Below are 24343 nucleotides of genomic sequence, written 5' to 3'. Positions count from 1 at the left end.
CACGGCGCTCTCTGCGCGAACGAGGTCCACGCGCGCGGCGGGCTCGTCGAGCGGCGAAGGTCACGGAAACGTGGGGGAGAAACGCACCGGCCCCGGAGATCGCTCTCCGAGGCCGGTGTTGAAAGTGCAAGGTCGCGCGAATGGCTCGGGAATGGAGATTCGAAGCATTGCCCTGATGGTGTTTGTGCTCTTGGAGGAGGGACTTCACTGCATGATCCAGCACGGCCCCCAAAAGAAAGCGGGCGCTGTGGACGACGCCTGCCTCTTGGCACAAGGGGCGCTCACGTCACCCCAGGGCATTGTGCTCGCAGGGCGGTAGCCGCCGCCCCGGCCAGCTAGGCACCTAACAGCCGGGGCCGGACACGTCCTCAGGCACGGGAGGCGCATGGTTCTGGTAGCTTCCCCACTCCCGAGGTTGAACGCATGATCGAACTCCTACCGTCACGGGCCCGTGCTCCCGCTGGAGCGGCACCATGAAGCCCACGTTGGAGGACGTGGTGCGGCCGGACATGGTGGTGGGCGGCTATCGCATCGAGAAGAAGCTGGGAGCTGGGGGCTTCGGCAAGGTGTTCCTCTCGTGGCGTGACGGCAGCCCGTGTGCCCTCAAGTTCATCCACCTGGAGAGCGTCGGGGAATGGGGCTGGCGGGAGCTGTTCATCATGCTCCGTCACGAGTTCCCCAACGTGGTGAAGCTGCTGAGTCACTTCAAATGGCCGGAGGAGAAGCCAGAGTACCTGGTGCTCGTCATGGAGTACGTGCCGGGAGTGACGCTCTATCAGTGGGCGAGGGACAACAATCCGTGCGCCCGCGAGCTGGTGGAGAAGCTGCTGCCGCTCGCTCGGGCGTTGATGGCGGTCCACGCCAAGGATGTGAAGCACCGCGACTTGAAGGGGGACAATGTCTTAGTTCGCGATGGGAACGGAGGGCCGGTGCTGGTGGACTTTGGAGCCGGTGCCATGCCGGGCGCTCCGCGCGTTACAGGAGCCCTGGCCCCGGCCAACCTCCGCTACCGCAGCCCCGAAGCCGTGTCCTTCTTCCTGCGCGAAAACCGAAAGCGGGGGGAGAGCTACGACTACGCGGTGACAGACGAGCTGTACGCCCTGGGCGTCATCCTCTACGTGCTCGCCGTCGACGTGTACCCTTTCAACGGCCCGGACGACGAGCTGATGGGGGAGATTCTCGCGGGCAACCCCAAGCCGCCGCACGTGCGCAACTCCCGCGTACCCCGGCCTTTGAGTGAGCTGTGTCTGCGCCTGCTGGCCAAGGCGAACGCCCGCGTACCGGATGACGAGGCGTTGTGCGTGGCGCTGGAGAAGCTGCTGGAGGAGGCGAAGGCGGACCCCCGCCGCTGGGAGATGCCGTTGTGCTACGGCTGGACGGTGGACGGACGCACCACCGAGGACGCGCCAGAGCTGTTGGGCTACGACAGCCAGGCGTGGCTGCGCAGGTGGATCCGGCAAAAGCCCAAGCGGGGCAGGCCGCCTGCTTCTCTCGTAGTCGCTCCCGCCCCACCTGAGCCGCCCGCTCCTCCCGTAGTCGCTCCCGCCTCACCTGAGCCACCCGCTCCTCCCACCGTGGCTCCCGCCCCACCCGAGCCGCCCACCGCGGCAACCGTCCCCACGCTTCGCACCCGAGTGAGGCGGGCCGCTCCTGTCCTGATGGCCGTGGTGGGGCTTGCGGTGGTGGGGTTGGGGCTGGCTCATCTCCTCGGCCAACTCCAGCCGCCGCCTTCCACACCGACTCCAGGCCAGCCGGTGTTGACGCCCCCTGTACCTGCGGAATTCTCACCCGATGGCCCGACGCCATGGGCTACGTACGTCCATGAAGTGGCGCCCCCGTGGAAGCCGCCCGAAGCTGACGCAGGCGCAGCGCCTCCGAGGGCGGACACCCCTGCGCCCGTCACCACCGTGACGCTCAGCTCGGGAACAACGCGCATGAAGAAGAAGGCCCCCGGCTCACAGGCGGAGAAGGAGAAGAAGGGCAACGGCTCCACCGGGAACAACGTGTTGCTCGCCGTGGCCGCTGCCGCCAACCTGGCCTGTCCCGGCGCCCAGGTCCGCAAGGAGCCCGCGCCTCAGGTATGCCCAGCCGGTGCCGTTGAAACCATGACTCGCCAGCTCGGCCTCCGCCTTGGAGAGAGACACGGTGCCGGCATGCCCGGTGAGAAGCATGGCAGTTCCGAGCCCGTCCCCGTGAAGGCGGGCCCCATCTCCGTTGAGCTGGCTGGCGACTGGGACGTGGGAACCGATGCCATGGGCCGGGGTGGGCGCACGGCACTGCCGAGTGGCACCCACCTCACCGGACAGCTCTGCATCGGGGAGAAGCGCGTCTACGGACGCATCACCCAGGCCGTCACGCCCACCGGGGACAGGTTCACCGTCTGCATGGAGTTGATCGGCCAGTTCGACGAGGAGCGCGGACTTGAGATCGAATCTGACGGTGGCGCCATCAAGGTCCACCCCCGCGTAGAGGTGAAGACGGTGGAGCGGTTCGAGTAGCGCCATCCCGGGGCTTGGCGGGCTGGAAGCCCAGGCGGCTCGCGCATTACCGGGCAGGAAGGTGTGTTAGAGGCCCACGTCTCCGGTCTCTTCCTGGAGGTTCCCGCTCCGTGTTCACCTTGTCCTCCACCGCCCTGCTCGGGCTGGCCCTGTTCACCGCACCCGTCGAGGCTACCGAGCGGGCGCCGCTCCCCACCTGCGAAGCGGGGACGCGCTACATCGAGCTGACGGCGGACACCCCCAGCAAGACGCCGGAGGTGTGCATCCGGCCGGAGTTGTCCCTCACGCTGTTCTTCGACGCGAAGCTCGCGAGCGTGGAGGTCGAGGGGCAGGAGCGGTTCCGCCGGGTGAAGCTGGTGGACGACACCCTGACGCTCGTGGCCTCGGAGGCGCTGCACGATGGGGAGCGCGTGCCGGTGACGGTCTATTTCGAGGACGGCGCGGCGCCACCGAGTGCCACCTTCGTGCTGGTGGTCCACCCATCCCAGGCGGAGCGCCAGGTAGAGGTATCGCGCCACGAGCGTACCGTGGCCTCCCTCCGGCAGGGCGAGCAGCAGGCACGAGCCGAGGCCCAGCAGTGCCGGGAGGAGAAGGCGCGTCTCCAGGCCGAGTGCAGTGGGCAGGGTGGGCTCATGGGGCTCATCGTCAACCGATGGCTCGGCAAGAAGGGCGTTGTCGCCCGGGAGCTCAAGGCCGTCACCTCGCGCCCAGGGGATCCCCTCGCCGCATGGAAGGTCATCAGCTACCGGGCCGTTGGACCTGATGGGCGGGGACGAGTGGCCGTGGAGATGGAGCTGTTCAACTGGGGAACGGTGACCTGGACGCCCTCGGGAGCGGCCCTGGTGGGCTCCAAGCACGAGGAGCTGACGGGGCTGACGGTGTGGCCCCTGGAGCCCATCCCGCCGAGGAAGTCGAAACGCATCGTGGTCGAGCTGAACGCGGCGGAGAGCGAGGCCCGGGGTACCTTCACGCTCAAACTGTGGGCGGCAGAGGCCGGAGCTGAGGGCCTCGCCCTCGGCGGCGTGACGTTCCCGTAGAAGCTCCCCCGCTCCAGCAGGTTGAGTCTGGGCGCTGACCTGCTTGGTTGGCCGGTGCTTTCTTTCGATGGTCTCCTGTGTTACCTGAAAGGAACTCATTTTTGAATCTGAGTGCCTGAAAGGTTCAGGAGGTATCTTCGTGAAAGAGCCATCAAGCAGCGACAGCTTCCCCATCCACCCCACAGGTCTTGACGGTCTTCTCTTCGAGGGGCCCGAGTACCGCTACACCTTCGTCGCCCCGCTGGCGGACGCACATGACCCCATGGCCATCGCTCGGCGCACCTCCTTGCTCGGGGAGAGCGTTCCGTGCCTCGTCATCCTCAAGCGGGTGCAGATGCCCCCCGAGGAGGAGCGCCGCCAGCGGGCCGTAGAGGAGGTTCGGCTTGCTACCCGGTTGCAGCACCCCGGTATCGCCCAGGTGTACGAGCTGGCGGAGCACCAGGGCGAGCCCTACGTGGTGATGGAGCACTCCCCGGGCCTCTTCCTGGCGACGGCCATGGAGACGGCGCTGCTGTTGGGCAAGACGCTCGCACCGGCCCATGCCGTCTACATCGCCGCCCAGGTGGCCGACGCGCTCCACTACGCCTGGAACAGCCAGGACGAGGAGGGCCGACCGCTGCACGTTGTCCACCGGGCGGTGAGCCCCATGAGCATCCGGCTGGAGTCCAGCGGCCGGGTGAAGCTCACCGACTTCGGGGTGGCGTACTCGCGGATGGTCGGACGGCTGGACACACCCTCCAAGGTGCTGCGCGCGGAGTTGGACTATGCCGCTCCCGAGGTGATGCGCCACCAGGAGCCCGATGGGCGGGCCGACCTCTACTCGCTGGGCATGGTGCTGCTGGAGATGCTGTCGGGCCAGTACCCGCTGGACTCACCGGACGAGAGGCTGCCGTTCCGCGAGACTCCGGAAGCAAACCGGTACAACGCCCGCGTGCGCGCCGAGCGTCCCTCCTGGACGAGCGTGGGGGAGCTGGCCGACCGCGTCCTGAGCTTCGGCCCGGAAAATGTGGAGCGCGTGGCCCGGAAGGTGCCCGAGCCGCTCAAACTCATCCTGCACAAGGCCCTGCGCGGCAATCCGGACGAGCGCTACCAGACGGGCGGTGAGATGAGGGACGAGCTGTGCGCGTGGCTGAGCATCCAGGGCAAGCGGTTCGGACGCGCCAGGGCAGCGGCGGAACTGCGAGCCCTCATGCGCGAGAAGCCCGCCCCTCAGGAGACGCGCGCTTTTCCCATCGAGAGGGGCGTACTGCCTACCCCCGAGGAGGAAGCCACGGCCGAGGAGGAAGTCACGGAGGAGGAGAAGACGGACCGGAGCGAGTGACCATGAAGAAGAGCAACCACCTGACGAAGAAGAAGTTGACCGTTCACCTGGGCGCGGCCCTGCGAGAGGCCCGGCTCAAGGCCGAGCTGACCCAGGCGGACGTAGCCGAGCGCGTGGGCGTCGCCACTGAGGTCTACGGGCGGGTAGAGAGGGGCAACCTGACCCCGAGTGTCCCCAGTCTGCGGCGGCTGTGCGTGGCTCTCCGGGTAGATGCCAACGCCGTCCTGAATCTCAATGGCCGCGAGGCGACGGCCTGGTTGAAGGAGCCCGAGCCCACCTCGGAAGAGTCGCCGCGACTGCGCCGCCTGCTCCGCACCCTGCGCCAGTTGGACGACAAGCAGCTCTCGACTGTCGGTTACGTGGCGCGTAGCCTCGTGCCGCCCGAGGCCCGTTAGCCCTCGTCCGCGAGGTGGGTGTCGGCCGTCTCCAGCAGTTTGCGCAGGAGCGCCAACCGCTCCGGCGGCCACTCCTGCAAGATGTGGATGATGCGGCTGAGCTCCGGGTGCTCGCCAGCCGCGGGCGGAGGGGCCGGTGTCGTCACCTCGTGGGCTCGAGTCCCCAGGGACAGGAGCACGTCTGAGGAGATGCCCAGGGTCTCGCAGATCCGCCGAAGTGTCGGCACGCTCGGTACCATCGCGCCGCGCTCGACCCGGCCATAGACCCCGGACTTCAGGCGAACCTTCTTGGCTACTTCCGCCTGCGTGAGGCCCAGCCGGAGGCGAGCAGCTCGGGCCGCGTCCCCCAGCGCGTGTCGCTGCTTTTCGTCCATGAGGCTCCCTCTACCGCAAAGGGCAGGATCGTGCGATGAGCAACTCCCAGCAGTGGTGAGTCCCGGCACGCAGCCGTGAGCGGTGGTGGAGCCGTCGGCGACCATCCCGCTCGGCTCATTTCATGGCGCGGGGTCCTATCCTTCACGTCGTCAATACCTTCACCCACCTGATGGATTGTCGTGCCTGTCGGACCCTCCTGTAATCCTGGGGCCAGTCACCTTGATCGGAGGTGCGGCATGTTCACCCGTCTTGTTGGTTCGCGCCCGGCAGGCACGCGGCAGCGCCCCTGGTTGGGTACTTGGGCCCTCATCCTCCTCTTCCTCCACGCAGCGTGCGCCACGAGTGTTCCTCGGGGCGGCCTGCTGGTGGGTTCGTCCTACCGGCCACCGACACCCCGTTTCCATGAGGATGCCCGGCTTTCCACGGCTGAAACGGAAGCTGAGGAGGTGGAGGAGGGCGAGGCCGCGGACGCGCTGGTTCACGTCTCCCTGCCCACCCGATTCGGGGCAGTGCAGGTGAGCGACTTCGAGCTTAACGAAGCCCTCGCCACCCTGGTGCTGAACATGCCGCTGCGGGTGGCCGGCTCCAGTTTCCCGCTCTACCTCCACCGGAAGCTGGCGCTGGCCTCCTTCCCGCTCACGGGCGAGGAGTGGCGCACGCCCCTGGCGCGGTCCTACGGGAGCTTCTGCGAGCGGAATGGCACGCCGGGCGACTGCCTCGAGTTGTTCAAGGACGGGCCGGGCCTGAGCGGCGAGGACAAGCGCGACCTCGCCCTGGCGCTCTCCGTGAATGCGGCACTGGAGGCCCGGGACGCGGAGCTGCGCTCCATGTTCTCCACGACGCAGCTGTGGACGACGCTGAGCCTCACCATCATTGGATATCTCGCCTTGGTTTCGGCACCCGAGCCCGTTTCTAAAGGTGTCGCTGCTGCACTGGCCCTGCTCATGTGGGGCTACCTGGGCTGGGAGCTCTTCGACCTGGTACGGGCCTGGTTCAAGCTATGGGAGGAGGCGGCGGAGGCCAGCACGTTCGCGGAGCTGCGCGAGGCGGGAGACCGCTTCGGCAAGGTCATCGGGCCCAACAGCGTGCGGATTCTCCTCCTGCTGGGCACGGCGGCGGTGGGGAAGACGGCGGCGCTCGTGTCCAAGGCTCCGAAGCTGCCGGGCTTCGCGAAAGCCGCCGGTGCACTCGAGTCCCATGCCGGCATCCGAGACGTGCTGACGGCCGTGCAGGAGGCGGACAAGGTGAAGGTCGCCGTGGCCGAGGGCACCTTCAGTGTCGTCCTTCCCGCCAATATCGTGGCCATGACGGTGAACGGGCCATCGAAGTCCGAGCATGCCCGGCAGCGACAGATGGAAGGCCGGCCTGTCGGGACAGCGTTCAACGATGCGAGGAACGCTCGCCCTGCCGATGTCTTCATTCAGTCGGAGAACGGCAGATTCGTCGTTCGGGGTCCGAACGGTCGAGAACACATCTTCGAGCAGAACGGTACGCACGTTACGACTGTAGCTGGGCGCAGCGCGGCTGCGCACAGGAGTAGAGTCCAAAGTGGTGTTCTCCGGCTGGCTACCGAGCACGAGTTCAATGCATTCAAGTCTCTCTTCGGGAGGTGATATGGAACCCATGAGTCTGGAGGTGGTGCTGGAACTCGTTTCTGGCGACATCGTTGGCATGAAGCGCCATCAGGAAGTTCTGAGGACACTTCTCTCCAGTCCAGCCGGTGAGTGGCGGGATCTCCGGCGACTCGACCCGACAGACGCACTCGCAGCGGAGTGCCAAAACTACTCTCCGGACGTGGGTCCGAGGGTTCTGGATGGTCTCCGGCTAGCGTGGACGCCCCATCCGGATGAGCCGTCAGACAGTCCTTACTGTCTCATCCTGTTCTTCTATGGCCGAGACGGGCTGATATGGCACTCCCTGGCCATCTTCAACCGCGACACGCTGTAATGGGTCATCTTGTAGGGCGAGGCGTGGAGTCGCGCTCGTTGCTGCGGCACCTCACCATGTTGCCGGAGATGTGCGGCTCACCCACTGTCAAAGCGCTGCTGTCGGTAGAGCGGCAGACCCCCGTGGCGCACGGGAAGAAGGGCCGCAACGAGCTGGTGTGCCGGTTCACGGAGAGCGGCGCGTTGTGTGATGTCGCACTGGGCTGGTGATGCTTCGCGGCACCGCAGCTGCACGGGCTGCGGAGGCCAAAAAATGCCGGGGGCTCGTGGGCCATCACCGGCATGCAGCTGCGAGAGAGCGGGGGAGCGTGTCAGGGGGCACGCGTCTCGGGCGCGGTGCTCCCGTTGCCCCTCCGCCTGCCGTTCGGGGAGGGCTTCTTGCCGGTCTCTTCCGGCTTGCTCGGAGTCGTAGTGGCGGTGCGCTGGCGCCCGGGCACAGCGAAGACCTCTCCCTGGTCCTTTCCGTGGAGAAATTGCTCCACCGCGTCCTGTCGGCGCGCCAGGTCTGCCACGGCCTCACGCAGCTCCTCGCCGAGCGCCCGCGTCTCGCTGCGCTGGGCGTCGAGCTGGCCCTCGAACTCGGCCATGGAGGTGATGACCTCCGACTGCGCCTCGTTGATGAGCACCCTGAAGTCGCTCATCGTCTTGGTGTTCATCGCGGTGAGCTTCTCCAAGAGCTCCGTGTGCTTCCTGTCCAGCTCGTCCGGGGCCAGCTGGCCATGGAGGTTCTTGATCGACTCGGCCGTCTCGAGCACGCCCGCGTCCTGGAGGTGCCCCTGCTTCCGCTCCTTCGCGTCGGGCTCTTCGTCCGAGAGCCAGCGGCCGAGCCGGTCGCGGTTGACGTAACCCACGATGCCCAAGGTGGTTGCAGCCGCGGCGGCGATCTTGCCGAGGTTGTTGGCGATGATGGGGAGGAAGACCATTCGGGACTCCTGGCTGTGGCCGGGATGAATTCCCGGGCTCAGGAGCTGATACCCACCGACGCCCTCGGATTTCGGAAGATGGAGCGGGTAGGGCGGCTGGCATCCGAGTCTTCTTGGGCTCCGCCCCACCGCTGCCACTGGCGGTGGGCTCTCCCCCTCCGGCCCCTCCTTCAGAACGTCTGCTTGGACCAGCTGAAGCGGTCGCGTGCGCAGTCCATCGCGCGTTTGTAGGCGTCGGTGGTACGGAGGAAGTCGAACTTACCGTCAGACTCGACTTTCGCCATTTTTGGGCTAACGAGCCGCTCAATCATGCGGCTTTCGGCCGAGACAGTGAAATGGGGTCATCCGACTTGGCGAGAAGGAGACGTGGGTTGACCCAGTCCGCAGAGGCCAGGGTGCGCTGAGCCATGCGAAGAATATCCGCGAAGCTGATAGTGTGTTTGGTTCGGTACCAGGGACGCACGGGCAGCCCCATGGCTGTCGTGTCCCATTTCAGTTCCATGTACCAGATGACCAGCAGGGTGTAGCACATTCCCACCCAGGGAGCCGTCCGCAGCACCGCCAGGCGGGAGCGCGCTCGCGAGGAGGAGAAGCCCAGCAGTTGCTTAAGGTCGCGGAAGAGCACCTCGATTCCCCACCGGCAGGCATAGCTTTCAATGACCTGTCGAGCGGTACGGCTCGAGTCCGTGCAAAAAAAGACGCGTATAGGCAGTTCTCCGCGAAGCACTTGGACGATGACTACTTTGAGCAGTGTCTTCCCAGCGGGATGCGACCAGCGCGCCACCAATTCCTTGTATTGCACCTGCGTCGGCTTGCCATACAGGGTGAGCGTCATGGACAGCCAGGGGAATTTCTTGTCCTGGGCGAGCTTCTCGGGCTTGGGCAGGGGGATGTCCCGGGTGAGCCGTCGGCCGGTGACAGGCGAGCGGCACGGGCGTGTGCGCGGACGGTGCAGCGAAGCATCCGCGCGCATGGCTCCCACGAAAACAACACCTTGTGGCAAGTGGCGCAGCACCTCCCGGCAGGCGTAAGCGCTGTCCGCCACCAGTTCCACGGCCTTGCCCGGTAGCCAGCGTGACACCTGTTGCACCGTAAATGCTCGCCGAGCCCCGTGGTCGAAGAGCTTGACGACGAATGGAGGGCGTGAGGGGGCGCTCACCGCAGTGCAACAAGCACCGCGGCGCCCGGTCAGCTCGAGACAGGTGGGAATGAGTAGCGTAGCGCGTCAGCCCTCGGCGGGCTGAGCGAGTTGGTTGGGCAGGGGGAGCGCTTCCCCGCGCAGGGCCGCCAGCGCGGCCTCTCGCAGGTAGCGCTTGGGGTCCACCCCGCATAGCTTCGCCGTCTCCATCAGGCTGTAGTAGAGGGCCGCCACCTCGGTGCCGCGCCGGCTCCGGCTGCCGTAGTGGTTCTTGCGGCCCACCGCCAGCCCGCGCATGGCACGCTCGGTGGCTCCATTGTCCAGCGGCACCCGCGGGTCCGTCAGAAACCGTGTCAGCCCCGTCCACCGGTTGCTCATGTATTTGATTGCCTGGCCCAGCGCCGACTGGGGCAGGACGCGCTGCTCGCACGCCCACTGGTGCAGCCGCTCGATAATGGGACGGCTCTTCTGCTGTCGCAGTTCCAGCAGGCGCGCCAGGTTCTCGGGCCCCTGCTTATACTCGCGCTCCACCGCGTACAGCTCGGCAATCATGTCCAGGGCTTCGTTCGCCTGGGGGAAGGCTTCCGCGCACTCGACGAATTTGCGCCGCGCGTGCATCCAGCAGTTCACCAGAGATATGCCCGCGCTCTTGCCCGCCACGCTCTCGTATGTGCTCAGCCCATCCGTCATGAGGACTCCACGGAAGTCCTTGAGCATGTTGCGCGCGGCCTCCACGTCCCGGCCCTCCTGTATCCGGTACACCACGGCGTCAGGAGCGCACAGTGCCCAGGCGTACCAGCGCGTCTGACTCTTGCTGCCCAGCAGCGGCCAGCGCGTCTCGTCTCCCCCCAGAATCTCCCGCGTCAGCAGCGCCTGGTGCAGCGCCTCGTGCGCGGGCGACAGCAGCCGCGCCAGCGCGTCTATCTGGTCCCAAAGCGTCTGGCTGTCCACCGCCAGCCCCTCGCGCTGCATGGTTCTCACCTGCCGCTCCAGCGGCATGTGGTCGAGGTACTTGGCCACGGCCACTTCCACGGCGAAGTCCACCGAGTAGCGCCCGCCGGGCTGAAGCTTGGGCGGGCCCAGGGCCGTCTCCACGCATCCGCCGCACCCGCAGCGGTACTTCTGTCGCTTGTGGCGGCGCAGCACGAAGCGCCGCTCCACCACGTCCACCTCCTCGGCCTCCTCGTAGCAACCCTTCATTTCCGTCAGCGCCCCGCCGCACTCGGGACACTGCTTGTCTGGCTCCTCCAGCGTGTGCACTTCCTCCAGCAGTGGCAGTGTGGGCTGGGTGCGCGGGCCGTGGCCGCGCGCGGGCTCGGCCGGCCCGGCCTGTTTCCCCTCGTCCTGCTCGCCGCGGGGGCGCTTCTCGCTGGAGCGGCCAAACAGCTCGCCGGTGCGCTGCGCGAGCTGCCGCTCCAACTCCTGCAAGCGCAACTGCAATTCCTCGGCGTCCTGGCCCCGCGCGCTCATCAGCTTGCGCGTGAGCTCCACCACGCGCGCCACCAGGCGCTTGTTCTCCGCCTCCAGCAACAGGGCCGCCTGGCGCAGCCTCTCCACGTCCTTCTCCGTCGTAAGCTGGAAGCTCATGCCCCCGGTAGTGACATGGCTTCACCCTCCCGCGCAAGTAGTCCGTGCAGCGTGACTCACGAAGTCACCCCCTGCACTGTCTGGGCTTGGAAGAGAGGCACCAGTTTGTACGGCTCGGGCGACAGCGGCGCTCGCCCCACCATCTCGCTGCCCTCCAGGAACAGGGCCAGCTCCGACACCGTCAGCTCAAGCGGCTGCGCGCCACTCTCGCGCCGCCACAGCGGGGCGAAGCGTCCCTTCTCCAACCGCTTGGCGTACAAGCACAGCCCGGTGCCGTCCCAGAAGAGCGCCTTGGCCCTCTTCCTGTCCCGTCCGACGAAGAGGAAGACGTCTCCCGAGAGGAAGTCGCGCCCCAGCGCCTGCGTCACCAGCCCGCACAGCGCATCGAAGCTCTTGCGCATGTCGCACGGCTGCCCGTAGGCGTACACCGCGAGCCTGCGCGTGGAGCCAATCACTGCAGCCCCCTCAGCAACCGCACCGCGTCTTCCAGCGACAGCCCCTCCACCCGGACTCCCCCCGGCCCGTGCACCACCAGCCCCCTTCCTCGAGCCTGGGCACGCTCGGCCTTTATCTCGACGGGCACCAGCGCCTCCCTCGCGGGCTGCTGCTGGGTGGCTCGGCGCGCCGCGCTGCCCCACCGGCTGAGCGTCCAGCTGCTCATGCCCAACTCCTTCGCCGCTTCCTCCACGCTCGCCCCCTGCTGCTGGCGCGCTCGCACGTACTCCAACGCTTCCTGTCTCTGCTCCTCCGTGTAGCGCGCTCTCGGGCCCACTCCTCCCCGCTCTTGCACCACCTTCCGGAACTTCTCCGCCTGCTCCTTCATGTCCATCTCTTCCGCCTCCTTCTTGGGGACGACGGACATGCTCACGTCTCGGCGCTCACGTCACGACGGGCTCGGGCGAGCATTTACTCTGCGCCCGTCACCACCATGACGCTCAGCTCGGGAACGACTCGCATGAAGAAGAAGGCCCCCGGCTCACAGGCGGAGCGAGAGAAGAAGGGCAACGGCTCCACTGGGGCCAACGTGCTGTTCGCCGTGGCCGCTGCCGCCAACATGGCCTGTCCCGGTGCCCAGGTTCGTAAGGAGCCCGCGCCCCAGGCGTGCCCGGCCGGTGCTGTCGAGACCATGACCGGTCAATTGGGCATTCGCCTCGGAGGTAGGGGCGCAAAGGCCCTTCTTCCCGGCATGAAGATGGGCAGTCACAAGCCCGTGCCCGTGAAAGACGGTCCCATTTCGCTGGAGCTGTCAGGTGCCTGGAAAGTGGGGGCCGATGCCATGGGCGTGGGCGGGCGAGTCGTGCTCCCGGACGGTACGCTGTTCTCCGGGCAGCTCTGTGTCGGGGAGCAGCGTGTTTACGGCCGCATCACCCAGGCCGTTACGCCCGCTGGGGACACGTTCACCGTCTGCATGGAACTGTACCAAGAACTGGATCGCGGTCTCGAAATCGAGCCTGGCGAGGGAGCCGTCAAGGTTCACCCCGTAGCCGATGTAAAGGCTGTGGAGCACTTCGAGTAGCGCCCATCCTGAAGCTTGGTGGGCTGGAGGCCCGGACCGGAACGCGGACTACCGGGCAGGAAGGTGTGTTAGGGGCCTACTTCTCCAGTTTCTTCTTCTTCACTTTGGAGATTCCCGCTCCGTGTTCGTCTTGTCCTCCACCGCCCTGCTCGGGCTGACCCTGCTCACCGTCCCTTCGGATGCCGCCGAGCAGGCTCCGCTTCCCACCTGTGAGACGGGCACGCGCTACATCGAGCTGACGGCGGACGCCTCCAACAAGCCGCCGGAGGTGTGCATTCGGCCGGAGCTGTCCATCAACCTGTTCTTCGACGGGAAGCTGGCGCGCGTGGAAGTGGAGGGGAGGGAGAGGTTCCGCCGGGTGAAGATGATGGACGACACCCTGACGCTCGTGGCGTCGGAGATGCTACATGACGGAGAGCGCGTGCCGGTGACGGTCTATTTCCAGGACGACGTAGCGCCGACGACTGCTTCCTTCGTGCTGGTAGTCCATCCTTCTCAGGCGGAGCGGCAGGTGGAGGTGTCACGTCATGAGCGCACGATGGCCTCCCTTCGGTTGGGCGAGCAGCAGGCGCGAGCCGAGGCCCAGCAGTGCAGGGAGGACAAGGCGCGTCTTCAGGAGGAGTGCAGTGGGCAATTGGGGCTCACGGGATTCATCGTCAACGGATGGCTCGGCAAGAGGGGTGTTGTTTCCCGGTGGCTCAAGGATGTCACCTCACGTTCGGGAGACGCCCTGTACGCGCAGGATGTCATTACCTACCGAGCCGTTGGACCCGAGGGGCGGGGCAGGGTGGCTGTCGAGGTGATGCTGCGCAACCGCGGACCGGTGGCATGGACGCCCATGGGGGTGGCCCTGGTTGGCTCCAAGCGCGAGGATCTGACGGGGCTGACGGTCTGGCCCCTGAAGCCCATTGCTCCGGGGGAGTCGCAGCTCATGGTGGTGGAACTGGACGCTGCGGAGAGCGAGGCCCGGGGCACCTACACTCTCAAGCTGTGGGCGGGAGGAGCCGACATCGGGAGCGTGAGCCTCGAAGGCGTGACGTTCCCATAGGCGGCTCGTTTACGACGTTCGCATCCTCCAGGTGGATGGACGGCGTTGGGTTGCTGCGGCTCTCCCGCTCCAAAAGGTCAAGTCTGGGGGTTGACCTGTCTGGTTGGCTGATGCTTTCTTTCGAGGGTCTCCCGTGTTGCCCGAAAGCAACCCGGTCCTGACGCCGAGAACCTGAATGGTTCAGGAGGTGCCCTCGTGAAAGGCCCAGCGCGCAACGACAGCTTCCCCATCCGACCCATGGGTCCTGACGGTCTTCTCTTCGAGGGACCCGAGTATCGCTACACGCTCGTTGCCCCCCTGCGGGACGGGAATGATCCCCTGGCCATCGCCTGGCGCACCTCTCCGCGGGGCCAAAGCATTCCGTGCCTCGTCATCCTCAAGCGCGTGGAGATGCTGCCCGAGGAAGAGCGCCGCCAGCGGGCCGTGGAGGAGGTGTGGCTCGCCACGCGTCTGCGCCACCCCGGAATCGCCCAGGTGTACGAGCTGGTTGAGCACCAGGGCGAGCTCTACGTGGTGATGGAGCACACCCCGGGACTCTTCCTGGCGACAGCCATGGAGACGGCGCTGCTGCTGGGCAGGACGCTCGCACCGGCCCATGCCGTCTACATCGCTGCGGAGGTGGCCGACGCGCTCCACTGTGCATGGAACAGCCAGGACGGGGACGGCCACCCGCTGCACGTGGTCCACCGGGCCGTGAGCCCCATGAGCATCCGGCTGGAGTCCAGCGGCCGGGTGAAGCTCACCGACTTCGGCGTGGCGTACTCGCGGATGGCGGGCCGGTTGGACACGCCCTCCAGGGTACTTCGTGCGGAACTGGCCTACGCCGCCCCAGAGGTGATGCGCCGCCAGAAGCCCGATGGGCGGGCGGACCTCTACTCGCTGGGCATGGTGCTGCTGGAGATGCTGTCGGGTCAGTACCCGCTGGATCCGCCAGACGTGAACCTGCCCGCGGGTGAGTCCCCGGACGTGGTCCGGTACAACGCCCGCATGCGCGCCGAGCGCCCCTCCTGGACGAGCGCGGGGGCGCTGGCCGATCGCATCCTGCGTTTCGGCCCGGAGGACGTGGAGCGGGTAGCCCAAAAGGTGCCCGAGCCGCTCAAGCGTATCCTCCACAGGGCGCTGCGCGCCCACCCGGACGATCGCTACCAGACCGGCGGTGAGATGCGCGACGAGCTGTGCGCGTGGCTGCGCGGCCAGGGCAAGCGGTTCGGACGCTCCAGGGCGGCGGCGGAGCTGAGAGCCCTCGTGCGCGAGAAGCCCGCCCCTCAGGAGACGCGCGCCTTCCCCCTTGAGAGAGGCGTGCTGCCCACCCCCGAGGAGGAAGCCACGGCCGAGGAGGAAGTCACGGAGGCCGTGCTGCCTGGGCCCCGTTAGCTCACGTCCGAGAGTTGGGAGTCGGCCGTCTCCAGCAGCTTGCGCAGGAGCGCCAACCTCTCCGGGGGCCAGCCGTGCAAGATGTGGATGATGCGGCTGAGCTCCGGGTGCTCGCCGGCCGCGGGCGGAGGGGCCGGTGCCGTTGTCTCGTGGGCCTGCGCACCCAGGGACAGGAGCGCATCCGAGGAGATGCCCAGGGTCTCGCAAATGCGCCGCAGCGTGGGCACGCTGGGCACCATCGCGCCCCGCTCGACCCGGCCGTAGACGCCGGACTTCAGGCGCACCTTCCTGGCCACCTCCGCCTGCGTGAGGCCCAGCCGCAGGCGAGCAGCCCGGGCCGCGCTCCCCAGGGCGTGTCGCAGCTTCTCGTCCATGGTGTCCGTCTACCGCAAAGGGCAGGGGTCCGCGACGAGCAACTCCCGGCAGTGGTGACTCCCGGCACGAGGCCGCGAGTGAGGGTGGAGCCGTCGGTGCCCATCCCTCCGCCCTCCTGATGGATTGACGTGCCTGTCGGACCCCGCTGTCATCCTGGGTTCAGTCCCCGCCTATCGGAGGTGCGGCGTGTCCACCCGTCCCGTTGGTTCGCGCCTGGCAGGCACGCGGCAGCGCCCCTGGTTGGGTGCTTGGGTCCTCATCGTCCTCTTCCTCAACGCCGCATGCGCCACGGGCGTTTCTCGGGGCGGGATGCTGGTGGGTTTCCATTACCGGCCCCTGACACCCCGTTTCCACGAAGACGCCCGGCCTTCCACGGCCGAGGCGGAGGAGGGCGAGGCCGCGGACGAGCGGGTTCACCTCTTCCTGCCCACCCGATTCGGGGCGGTGCAGGTGAGCGATTTCGAGCTCAACGACGCCCTGGCCACCCTGGTGCTGAACATGCCGCTGCGGGTGGCCGACTCCCATTTTCCGCTCTACCTCCACCGGAAGCTGGCGCTGGCCTCCGCCTCGCTCACGAGCGAGGAGTGGCGCACGCCCTTGGCGCGCTCCTACGGGAGCTTCTGCGAGCGGCAAGGCACGCCGGGCGACTGCCTCGGGTTGTTCAAGGACGGGCCGGGCCTGGATGGTGAGGACAAGCGCGACCTGGCCCTGGCGCTCTCCGTGAATGTGGCGCTGGAGTCCCGGGACGCGGAGCTGCGCGGCATGTTCTCCACGACGCAGCTGTGGACGACGCTGAGCCTCACCATCATTGGATACCTCGCCCTGGTTGCGGCACCCGAGCCCGTTTCTAAATGCGTGGCCGGCGCACTGGCCCTGCTCATGTGGGGCTACCTGGGCTGGGAGCTCTTCGACCTGGTGCGGGCCTGGTTCAAGCTCTGGGAGGAGGCGGCGGAGGCCAGCACGTTCGCGGAGCTGCGCGAGGCGGGAGACCGCTTCGGCAAGGTCATCGGGCCCAACAGCGTGCGGATTCTCCTCCTGTTGGGAACGGCGGCGGTGGGGGAGACGGCGGCGCTGGTGTCCAAGGCCCCGAAGCTGCCGGGCTTCGCGAAAGCCGCCGGTGCGCTCGAGTCCCATGCCGGCATCCGAGACGTGCTCACGGCCGCGCAGGAGGCGGACAAGGTGAAGGTCGCCGTGGCCGAGGGCACCTTCAGTGTCGTCCTGCCCGCCAACGTCGTGAGCATGGCCGCGAGGGGCTCTCCGGCTCGCGTGGGCCCGCCGAAGAAGAAGCCGGAGGTGCACCACATCGCCACCGTCGAGAACGAGAAGTCCACGTTGCGCGGCGGGCCCTGGACGAAGAGGTTCAAGCCAATCTTCGACAAGGCGGGCATGTCGATGGAGGACCCGGCCAACAAGGTCCAACTCCCCGGGCACTATGGACCTCATCCTGAGGAGTACCATCAAGCCGTCTTTGACGACTTGGACATGGCGACGAAAGACAGTGTCACTCAGCAGGAGTGCGCGCGTGCATTGCGGAAAGTGCTTGGGGAGCTGGCTGCGGAGATAACCAGGAAGGGAAGCCGGCTCAATAGGCTACTGACCGAATGAAAACCCCGCTAGGGAATCTCTATATGATGGCAGGACAATATTTCAGGCTTTTGGATGACATTCATATCCCGGGCCGGTGGGAGCTAAGTGAGCCCGTGGATCAGCAGGGGCAGGCGCTCGGAACCTGGCTGTTTAGACGGGGCGAGCCCGTCATGGTCGAGGGACGAATCCGGATTCCCCTTTATTCCCCTGGCAAGGCGCTCGACTTTTCCCTGGCGGGTACGTCAATCCCGGTAGTTCATGCCCGGGTGGCGGCCGTGTTCGCCGAGCTGGCTTCCGGCGATGTGCAGCTCATTCCGGTCGAGGTGGAGGGACAGAGCGAGCCATACTTCCTTCTCAACATCACGCGTGTCGTGAAGTGCATCGACGACGAGGCTTCCGACGAGGTGCGCTACGTGACACCGGAGCATGGCTTGCCGGACCAACTCGGAGAGTACCGCTCCGTGATCGGCATGCGCATCGATCCCTCGAAGGTGGGCGATGCCCAGGTGTTCCGCACTTGGGGCTGGGTAGCCATGGTCGTCTCCGAGGCCATCAAGGTGGCCCTTGAAGAACTGGGCGCGACGGGGCCGAAGTTCAAAGAGGTCACCGGCCCCAGCACCATCAGCGCGGAGGAGCGAGCGAGGGACCGGAAAAGCCGCGAGCTGCTGGAGACGGCGGCCACCGCTCGTGAGGCGGCCTGGCGCACCCTGGGCACGCTGGACGAGGAGGTCTTCATGCCCATCGCCATGAGCGATTCGTGGCCGGGTCACCGGCAGCTCTGGCGCGTCATCCGTCGCGAGGCAGGGCGCACCCTGCTCGTGACGCACGGGCTCTCGGACCCGTTCATCGAGAGTCTGGAGCCCTCCGTGGGCTTTGGCCTGGAGCTCGCCCTGGAGGTGGACGCGTCCGTGAAGGACATTTCGAAGGGCTGGCCCCTGCTGCTGCTGAACCGCGTGGCGGATGAAGTCGCCGAGCACGAGAAGGTGCGCGAGGGGGTGAAGGCGGGCCTCTTCTCCATGGAGGTGTCCGGCAAGGGCCTGCCCAGGTCCCTCGTCACCGAGGATGGCAGGGTGGCTGTGCTACTGGGCGTGGAGTCGCGCACGCTGCCGAGGCACTTCTCCACACCGTATGGGGAGGTGAAGCTCGTCACCGTCAAGGCGTTGCTGCCCTCGGAGCTGGAGTACCTGCTGGAGCACGGCGCGGAGGGCCAGGCCGAACTGGCGCGGCGGTTCGCGGAGAACGGCGAGGAGCACTTGTCGCGTCTCAGAAGGAAGCCCGTGGCGTAGCACGGAGCGGCGGTAGCTCGGGCGGGTGATGCTGCGCGCCGCTCGAGGCGCCGGCCCCTATGAGCGCCTGCCTGTCTCCTTGTCTCTGGACCTCGTCGTGACTCCGTGCCGTAGGGCACGCTCATGTGCCCCGTATGTGTCCCTCCGGCGCGGAATCAGGCGGAACCAGGTGGGTCGGAGTGGGATGGGACGGAATGACGAACCCGAGTAAAATCAAGGGGATGGTGGGTAAGGGCGCGTCCTGCTCGAGGTTTCCATCCCCCCTTACCGGGGTCGAATCCCGCCCTGGACTCCGAAGGAGCCTCCGACCCCAAGTGACTCGGGGGCTTTTTTCGTTTGCGCCTTGGCGCGACGCTGCCCCGCGTGACAGAGAGAAGTGGAAGATGCGTCCGTCACAGTGGGCCAGGGATCGTACCGAAGCGCTCGCCCGACACCACAAGCTGGTGTGGGTCGAGGATCCGTACCAGATGCTCGAGGAGTCCGAGCTCGGCGAATTGCGCAAGGTGCTCGAGCCGACGGGCCGCCGGGTGGTGTGCGTCGACAACGCCTTCCGTCTCCGCGAGGCCCTGGACGGCCTGGGGGGAGACGCACGCGCGGCCAAGGCCGTCATCGTGGATCAGTCCTATACGATCCGTGATCCGCACCTGTTGCCGAAGGACGCGAAGCCCTCGGACCTGAGGCCACTTCCCGCTCCCGACTGGAAACCGTGCGTCGCGGCCGATGCGTTCTTCCGGCCGAACATCCGTGAGTTCCTCATGTCGATGACGGGCTTCGAGGACTGGCCCGTTCAGGTCAACATCTACCCGTATGAGAAGCTCGCCCGGGAGCGGCCGGCCGCGCTCGTCAAGGCGTACGAGACGTTCCGCCGCATGGGGCGTGCCCTCACCGACAGCGATCTCGTCGTCGTCGGTGCGAGCGCCGTGCTCGGTGTGGACCTGTTCGACATCACGAGCCCGGTGATTGCCCTGGAGCTCGCGTTCCATTCGCAGGACGGATGGCAGGCCGTCGAGGAACTCTTCAACCCGGCCGAGCAGGAGATCGTCCGGCGGCATCTCCGCTCGCTGCCGCGTCCGCTCGGAGACCTCTTCGGTGAGCACGCGGAGACGGCCCGCCTGGCGCTGGTCTCACTGCTCCTGCTGCGCCAGCACTTCGAGGAGCCCGGGAAGCAGCTGCCCTTCCTCTCCCCCGCGCTCGGGTCATACCGGGACTGCGACGTGCTTCCGAGCGTCGACGCCCCCTCCTGGTTCTCCGAGAGCGAGGTTCCGCGTTTCGAGCAGGCCTGCGGCGATGAGTTCCTGCGCCACATCCGCGACACCTTGGACCTCGGCTCGCCGGAGAAGGCCAGGACGTTTGCCCAGCGCGAGCGCCTCTCCCGGAAGCTGCGCTCACTGGTCCCGTTCGAGGTGCAGGCGCCAGAATCCGTGCACGAATCCGGCGGCGAGGACTTCCGGCTCGATCAGCTCGTGCCGGAGTTCCTGCACCTCAAGAAGGAGCTCGAGACGATCATCCATGCCACCAAGGGGGTGATCGAGGGACTCCGGCTGTCTCCGCTGAAGAACCAGACCGCGAGGCAGTTGATCCAGATCTTCATCGACCGGGGATTTCATCGGGTCGATCGGATCGTCGGCCGTCTCGAGAGCCTGATCTACTTCATCGAAGGTCCCGCGCGGCACCAATGGCGGAGCGTGACGGGCTTCGAGGCGCGTTGGTCGAAGGAGCAGCGTGCGTGTCGTGACACGATGGCGCTCGCCGGGCGACTGCGTGACGAGCTCGACCTCGCGTTCGGCAAGCTGCTCGAGGCGCGGTACGCGGAGATCGTTCCATCCGAGGTGCTCACGACGGACCTCTTCTACGAGAAGTTCATCGCTCCTCGGCGTCGAACGAGCGGCGGGGGGATGCGCAAGGCGGTCGTCCTCGTCGTCGACAGCATGCGGGTGGACATCTGGCGTGAGCTGCTGCGCCCCGCGCTCGAACGGGACTACGAGGTCGAGGAGTCGTTCGGCTTCGCGCTACTGCCCTCCGAGACGCACGTGTCGCGGCGCTCCTTCTTCGCGGGCTTGCCTCCCGCGTCGACGCCGTCGTCGGGGAGTGAGTCGGAGCTCTTCGCACAGCTGCTCTCCACCGTGCATGGGTCCGCCATCACCTTCGAGGAACTTCCTCGCCGCCGCCCCGGAATGCGCTTTGGCGTGCGGACTCGCGACCAGTCCGTCCACGCGGCGGTCTTCGACTTTCCCGACGCCCTGTCTCACGAGGTCGATTGGGATCCCCACACGCTGCAAGAGGGGCAGCGCCATCTGATTCGGGAGATCCGCGCGTTGCTCGCGGACATCGGCCCCGAGGCGATGGTGTTCATCACGGCGGACCACGGTCATATCCTGCAGCAACGCGGAGCTCCGGTGAATCTGCGGGACGCGGACGATGTGGGCTATCGCTCCGCGTACGTCACGTCGCGTGTCGAGGGACATGACGCGGCCAGGGTCTTCCAGATTCCGGCGCGTGACCTCCGGCACGGCAGCCCCGGCTGGTTCGTCTTCCCGCGTCCAGGCCACGCGCTGCGCGATGGCTCGGATGCGTCCCGCAGGTTCCGCCCGAGCGCGAATTACCGGCACGGTGGCATCAGCCTGTTCGAGGTCGTGGTACCGCTCATCAGGCTGAAACACCGCACGGCCAAGGCGCAGGTACGCCTCGTCGCCCACGCGGCGGGGGCGTTCGAGGTCGGAGTCGCGTCGGTCATCGAGCTCAGTGTCTCGGCCGATGGGATCCTGTCGTCCCCCGTGTCGCTTGCCGCGGCTCAACCCGCGGTGGAATCCACCGTCGTCACGGGGGTCACGACGACGCCCCAGACCGTGAAGCTCCGGTATGTGCCGGGTGCGCCAGGCAAGCACACGCTTCAACTCACGGCGCTCCTCGCGGGTGACAAGGTCGGTGAGACGAGCATCGAAGTCGATGTCGCGCCCGCCAGGGCCAAGGTCGATGTGGCCAGGGCGAAGCTCGCCAGGCTCTTTGGAGATACGTGATGGGGCGGGAGACGAAGATACCCGAGGTGTTCGGCCGGCTGGTCGTCGAGAAGCGACGGACGCGCCTCGCCGACCTGAAGGAGTTCCCCCGGTATGTTCTCGAGTACCTGATCAACCAGTTCTGCCCTGGGGATGACTTCGAGGCCGAGCTCGGTCGTGTTCGCCGCAAGCTCGCCGAGAACTACGCCTCACCGGCCGATGCTCCCCGGATCCTCCACGAGCTGAAGCAGAAGCGCAGCCTGGATCTGATCGCCCGGGTCGAGGTTCGACTGGAGACGAGCGAGGACAAGTACTGGGCGCAGCTCGCCGCGTTGAACGAGCGGCACGTCCATGTCGATGAGGGACTGGTCAACAAGTACCCGCGCCTCATGGGCGGAATGTGGGGAATCGCCGAGCTGACGTACGACGAGGCGCAGGTCTGGAAGGGCAAGATCACCCCCCTGCTGCTCTCCGACTTCACCCCGTTCCAGCACGGCCGGATCGACATCAGCGAGTTCCTCGAGAAGCGCTCCCAGTTCACGCGGGACGAGTGGCTCGCCCTGCTCGTGAACACCATTGGCCTCAACCCCGAGGTGCTGTCGTTCCGACAGCAGCTGCTCACCATCCTGCGCCTCGTGCCGATGGCGGAGCGGATGGTCCATCTGATCGAGCTGGGCCCGAGGGAGACCGGCAAGAGCTACGGGTACAAGAACCTCTCGTACTACTCGTACATGCTCTCCGGAGGACGAGCGACGCCAGCGGCGCTGTTCGTCCACGGCGGCACCGGCAAGCCGGGGCTCGTCGCTCAGTTCGACACGCTCGTCTTCGACGAAATCGCCAACACGGAGTTCAAGGATCCGACCGCCACCGTCTCCATCTTCAAGGACTACATGGAGTACGGCAACTTCAGCCTCGGCCGCTTCCAGGTGAAGGGCGAGGCGTCGATCGTCTTCATCGGCAACCTCGATGTTCTCGGCAACCAGCCCCACGAGAAGTACGACCATCTCTTCGAGCCCCTGCCGGAGGAGCTGGTCGACACGGCGCTGTTCGAGCGCATTCACGGGTTCCTGCCGGGCTGGGAGATGCCGAAGCTGACGGACAAGAGCTTCGCGGAGGGCTACGGGTTCACCCTGGACTACTTCGCCGAGCTCCTCCATCTGCTTCGTGGCTCGCTGCTCCCGACCGATCCCAGTACCCGCTATGTGCTTCGCAATGCGAAGGGACGGGACGTCGAGGCCATCCACAAGGTCGTGCGCGGACTCATGAAGCTGCTGCACCCGGACGGGCGCGCCACCGATGAGGAGCTGGCCGAGTACGTGGCCTTCGCCGTCGAGGCCCGTCAGCGCGTCAAGGACCAGCTCTCGGTGCTCGCTCCGGGCGAGTACCCCAAGTACACGATGGAGTTCGAGATCGCGGGAAAGCGCACGCTGGTGGAGCCGCCCGAGCGCGCCCGGCGCAGGTCGCTCCGCATTCCCAGCGAGCCGCAGGTCGGAGTCGTCGTGGGGCTGGCCGTGGGGGGAGACGGTGCCGGCAGCCTGCAGGTGATCGAGGTCGTCGCGCAGAAGGGAAATGGTGCGCTTCACCGCCTCGGGTCGATGGGCAAGTCCATGAAGGAGTCCGTGAAGGCCGCGTACGAGTACGTGTCCCACCGGCGCAAGTCCCTTCAGATCGTGAGCGAGCTCAAGGGGGGCTACGACCTCTCGGTGCTCGCGCTCCAGGGAGCGATCGCCAAGGAGGGTCCCTCCGCTGGCCTCGCGTTCGCCGTGGGAATCGTGTCCGCACTGACCCATCGCAAGGTGCGAAACGACGTCGCCATGACCGGTGAGATCACCCTCCACGGGAACATCCTGGGGATCGGCGGAGTGGCACCCAAGATCGCGGCGGCCCGGGATGCGGGCGCCCGCGTCGTGATCCTCCCCAAGGAGAACGAGCGGGAGGTGCGCGAGCTCCCCGCCGACGTCTGCCGCGGCGTGCAGTTGGTGTTCGTCGAGAAGGCGGAAGAAGCGCTGAAGGAGGTTCTCGTTTGAGCAGGGCGCTCTCCCAACGCGCGCGGCGGACGTACTTCAACAACCCGCTGGTCGAGGAGAGCCTCCGGTATCTCCCCGCGGCGGTCGAGCACCCGACGTCCAGCGCCTTCCGCGCATACCTGATCGCGCAGCTCCCGCAGTCGAGCGTCCAGACGCGACAGCGCTTCGCCGAGTACATCTCCCAGCGCTTCTCCCAGGACGGGCAGATGAACCTGGCCCTCGCGCGGGCGCTCGCGCGCTACGGCGACTCCCGCACAGGGCGCGAGATCCTCTACTTCGAGATGCTGCAAGCCAGCCCCGTCCTTCAAGAGATCGCCTCTCTGTGGCTGGCGGAGCTGCCGCCGGAAGGCAGCTCCCGGGACTCGCTCCTGGCCTTCCTCGAGCGACGCCTTGGGGGCCGCGACTCGGACCGGGTGGCCACGGCCGCCGTGGCGACCTTTCGAAGGTGCCGGAAGATCTCGTCACCGAAACCCGCCGTGTACATCCCGGTCTGGTCCGAGCCTTCCCCCGAGGCGTTCTTCTACGTCCTCGCTCGCCTCTATCCCGAGCGCGCGATGGTTCGTGTCGAGCAGCTCGCCGGACAGCCCCTCCTCCGCGCGATGCTCTGGCCGCGCCCGTGCCTTCCCGGAATGCTGGAGGCCGCGCGGCGCGCCGGCCACGTGAGCAAGATCTCCGAGCTCGACCAGTACCACCAGTTCACGCTCGCCGACTCCGCCGAGGTACGGCTTGGCAGGCTCTTCGGCGAACCTTCGTCCCCGCCGCCATCTCCAACCCCCGAGCCCGAGGCCAGGAAAGACCCCGTGCCTCCGAAGCCCGTGAAGAAGCGAAAGCCCGCGGCGGGCGCTCCTCGGAAGAGCAAGCGCAAGGGCAGGGCGGAGCCGGTACAACTCCCATTGCTTCCCCAGGACAAGTGA

Annotated in this window: 21 protein-coding genes; 14 read left to right on the top strand and 7 right to left on the bottom strand. The window is 66.9% G+C overall.

All coding sequences use genetic code 11. The features are described 5' to 3' along the window. Positions 1–473 precede the first annotated feature (473 nt). The 4 genes from JRI60_RS33575 to JRI60_RS33560 all read left to right on the top strand — a co-directional run bounded on the left by JRI60_RS33575 (position 474) and on the right by JRI60_RS33560 (position 5251). Entirely contained in the window at positions 474–2498 is a 2025-nt protein-coding gene (locus JRI60_RS33575) for a serine/threonine protein kinase (protein WP_204220006.1), read from the top strand. 110 nt (positions 2499–2608) lie between these two features. After that, positions 2609–3535: a DUF2381 family protein gene (locus tag JRI60_RS33570; RefSeq protein ID WP_204220005.1), complete on the top strand. Its 927-nt coding sequence runs from the start codon at positions 2609–2611 to the stop codon at positions 3533–3535. Positions 3536–3674: 139 nt separating this feature from the next. Next, complete coding sequence (locus JRI60_RS33565) at positions 3675–4856, top strand: serine/threonine-protein kinase (protein ID WP_204220004.1); 1182 nt, start codon at positions 3675–3677, stop codon at positions 4854–4856. A gap of 2 nt (positions 4857–4858) precedes the next feature. Next, a complete protein-coding gene (locus JRI60_RS33560; protein ID WP_204220003.1) occupies positions 4859–5251 on the top strand; it encodes a helix-turn-helix transcriptional regulator in 393 nt (130 codons plus the stop codon). On the opposite strand, the gene JRI60_RS33555 is transcribed toward JRI60_RS33560, so the two are convergent. After that, positions 5248–5625 (bottom strand): helix-turn-helix domain-containing protein, encoded by a 378-nt coding sequence (locus tag JRI60_RS33555; protein ID WP_204220002.1) that lies wholly within the window; start codon positions 5623–5625, stop codon positions 5248–5250. The two genes, JRI60_RS33560 and JRI60_RS33555, sit on opposite strands and share 4 nt — an antisense overlap. A gap of 237 nt (positions 5626–5862) precedes the next feature. Here JRI60_RS33555 and sitA5 point away from each other — a divergent pair, with 237 nt between their 5' ends. Beyond that, on the top strand, positions 5863–7239 hold the full coding sequence (gene sitA5 / locus JRI60_RS33550; RefSeq protein WP_204220001.1) for a SitA5 family polymorphic toxin: 1377 nt from the start codon (positions 5863–5865) through the stop codon (positions 7237–7239). A 357-nt stretch (positions 7240–7596) separates the two neighbouring features. Beyond that, complete coding sequence (locus JRI60_RS33545) at positions 7597–7782, top strand: hypothetical protein (RefSeq protein ID WP_204220000.1); 186 nt, start codon at positions 7597–7599, stop codon at positions 7780–7782. Positions 7783–7883: 101 nt separating this feature from the next. Here the strand turns inward: JRI60_RS33545 and JRI60_RS33540 are convergent, their stop codons facing one another. From JRI60_RS33540 to JRI60_RS54690, 5 genes are all read right to left on the bottom strand, one after another. Next, positions 7884–8495 (bottom strand): hypothetical protein, encoded by a 612-nt coding sequence (locus JRI60_RS33540; protein WP_204219999.1) that lies wholly within the window; start codon positions 8493–8495, stop codon positions 7884–7886. Positions 8496–8802: 307 nt separating this feature from the next. Next, a complete protein-coding gene (locus tag JRI60_RS33535) occupies positions 8803–9585 on the bottom strand; it encodes a transposase (RefSeq protein ID WP_239469857.1) in 783 nt (260 codons plus the stop codon). A gap of 135 nt (positions 9586–9720) precedes the next feature. Continuing rightward, positions 9721–11220, bottom strand: coding sequence for an IS66 family transposase (gene tnpC, locus JRI60_RS33530; RefSeq protein ID WP_204218883.1), 1500 nt, complete (start codon positions 11218–11220; stop codon positions 9721–9723). Positions 11221–11276: 56 nt separating this feature from the next. Further along, positions 11277–11675, bottom strand: a complete 399-nt coding sequence (gene tnpB, locus JRI60_RS33525) for an IS66 family insertion sequence element accessory protein TnpB (protein WP_204218884.1) — start codon at positions 11673–11675, stop codon at positions 11277–11279. Continuing rightward, a complete protein-coding gene (locus JRI60_RS54690) occupies positions 11672–12082 on the bottom strand; it encodes a transposase (RefSeq protein WP_204218893.1) in 411 nt (136 codons plus the stop codon). The genes tnpB and JRI60_RS54690 overlap by 4 nt, the downstream gene beginning before the upstream one ends. Before the next feature lie 93 nt (positions 12083–12175). On the opposite strand from JRI60_RS54690, the gene JRI60_RS33515 reads away from it, so the two are divergent. From JRI60_RS33515 to JRI60_RS33505, 3 genes are all read left to right on the top strand, one after another. After that, complete coding sequence (locus tag JRI60_RS33515; protein WP_204219998.1) at positions 12176–12736, top strand: hypothetical protein; 561 nt, start codon at positions 12176–12178, stop codon at positions 12734–12736. Between the two features lie 121 nt (positions 12737–12857). Then, complete coding sequence (locus JRI60_RS33510) at positions 12858–13784, top strand: DUF2381 family protein (RefSeq protein WP_204219997.1); 927 nt, start codon at positions 12858–12860, stop codon at positions 13782–13784. 195 nt (positions 13785–13979) lie between these two features. Next, positions 13980–15158, top strand: coding sequence for a serine/threonine-protein kinase (locus JRI60_RS33505; RefSeq protein ID WP_204219996.1), 1179 nt, complete (start codon positions 13980–13982; stop codon positions 15156–15158). On the opposite strand, the gene JRI60_RS33500 is transcribed toward JRI60_RS33505, so the two are convergent. Then, the gene (locus tag JRI60_RS33500; RefSeq protein ID WP_204219995.1) at positions 15155–15532 is read right to left on the bottom strand and encodes a helix-turn-helix domain-containing protein; all 378 of its coding nucleotides are present in this window, start codon (positions 15530–15532) and stop codon (positions 15155–15157) included. The genes JRI60_RS33505 and JRI60_RS33500 overlap by 4 nt on opposite strands. A 187-nt stretch (positions 15533–15719) precedes the next feature. Here JRI60_RS33500 and JRI60_RS33495 point away from each other — a divergent pair, with 187 nt between their 5' ends. The 5 genes from JRI60_RS33495 (at position 15720) to JRI60_RS33475 (ending at position 24343) form a co-directional block, all read left to right on the top strand. Next, a complete protein-coding gene (locus tag JRI60_RS33495) occupies positions 15720–17138 on the top strand; it encodes an AHH domain-containing protein (RefSeq protein WP_204219994.1) in 1419 nt (472 codons plus the stop codon). A 248-nt stretch (positions 17139–17386) separates the two neighbouring features. Then, complete coding sequence (locus JRI60_RS33490; protein WP_343213351.1) at positions 17387–18406, top strand: imm11 family protein; 1020 nt, start codon at positions 17387–17389, stop codon at positions 18404–18406. A 383-nt stretch (positions 18407–18789) separates the two neighbouring features. After that, entirely contained in the window at positions 18790–21423 is a 2634-nt protein-coding gene (locus tag JRI60_RS33485) for a PglZ domain-containing protein (protein WP_204219993.1), read from the top strand. Further along, entirely contained in the window at positions 21423–23429 is a 2007-nt protein-coding gene (gene brxL / locus JRI60_RS33480; RefSeq protein WP_204219992.1) for a BREX system Lon protease-like protein BrxL, read from the top strand. Before JRI60_RS33485 ends, brxL begins: the two co-directional genes overlap by 1 nt. Beyond that, positions 23426–24343, top strand: coding sequence for a hypothetical protein (locus JRI60_RS33475; RefSeq protein ID WP_204219991.1), 918 nt, complete (start codon positions 23426–23428; stop codon positions 24341–24343). Before brxL ends, JRI60_RS33475 begins: the two co-directional genes overlap by 4 nt.

It is taken from the genome of Archangium violaceum, assembly GCF_016887565.1.
Lineage (GTDB): Bacteria > Myxococcota > Myxococcia > Myxococcales > Myxococcaceae > Archangium > Archangium violaceum_B.
This window is presented reverse-complemented; position numbering and strand designations above follow the sequence as displayed.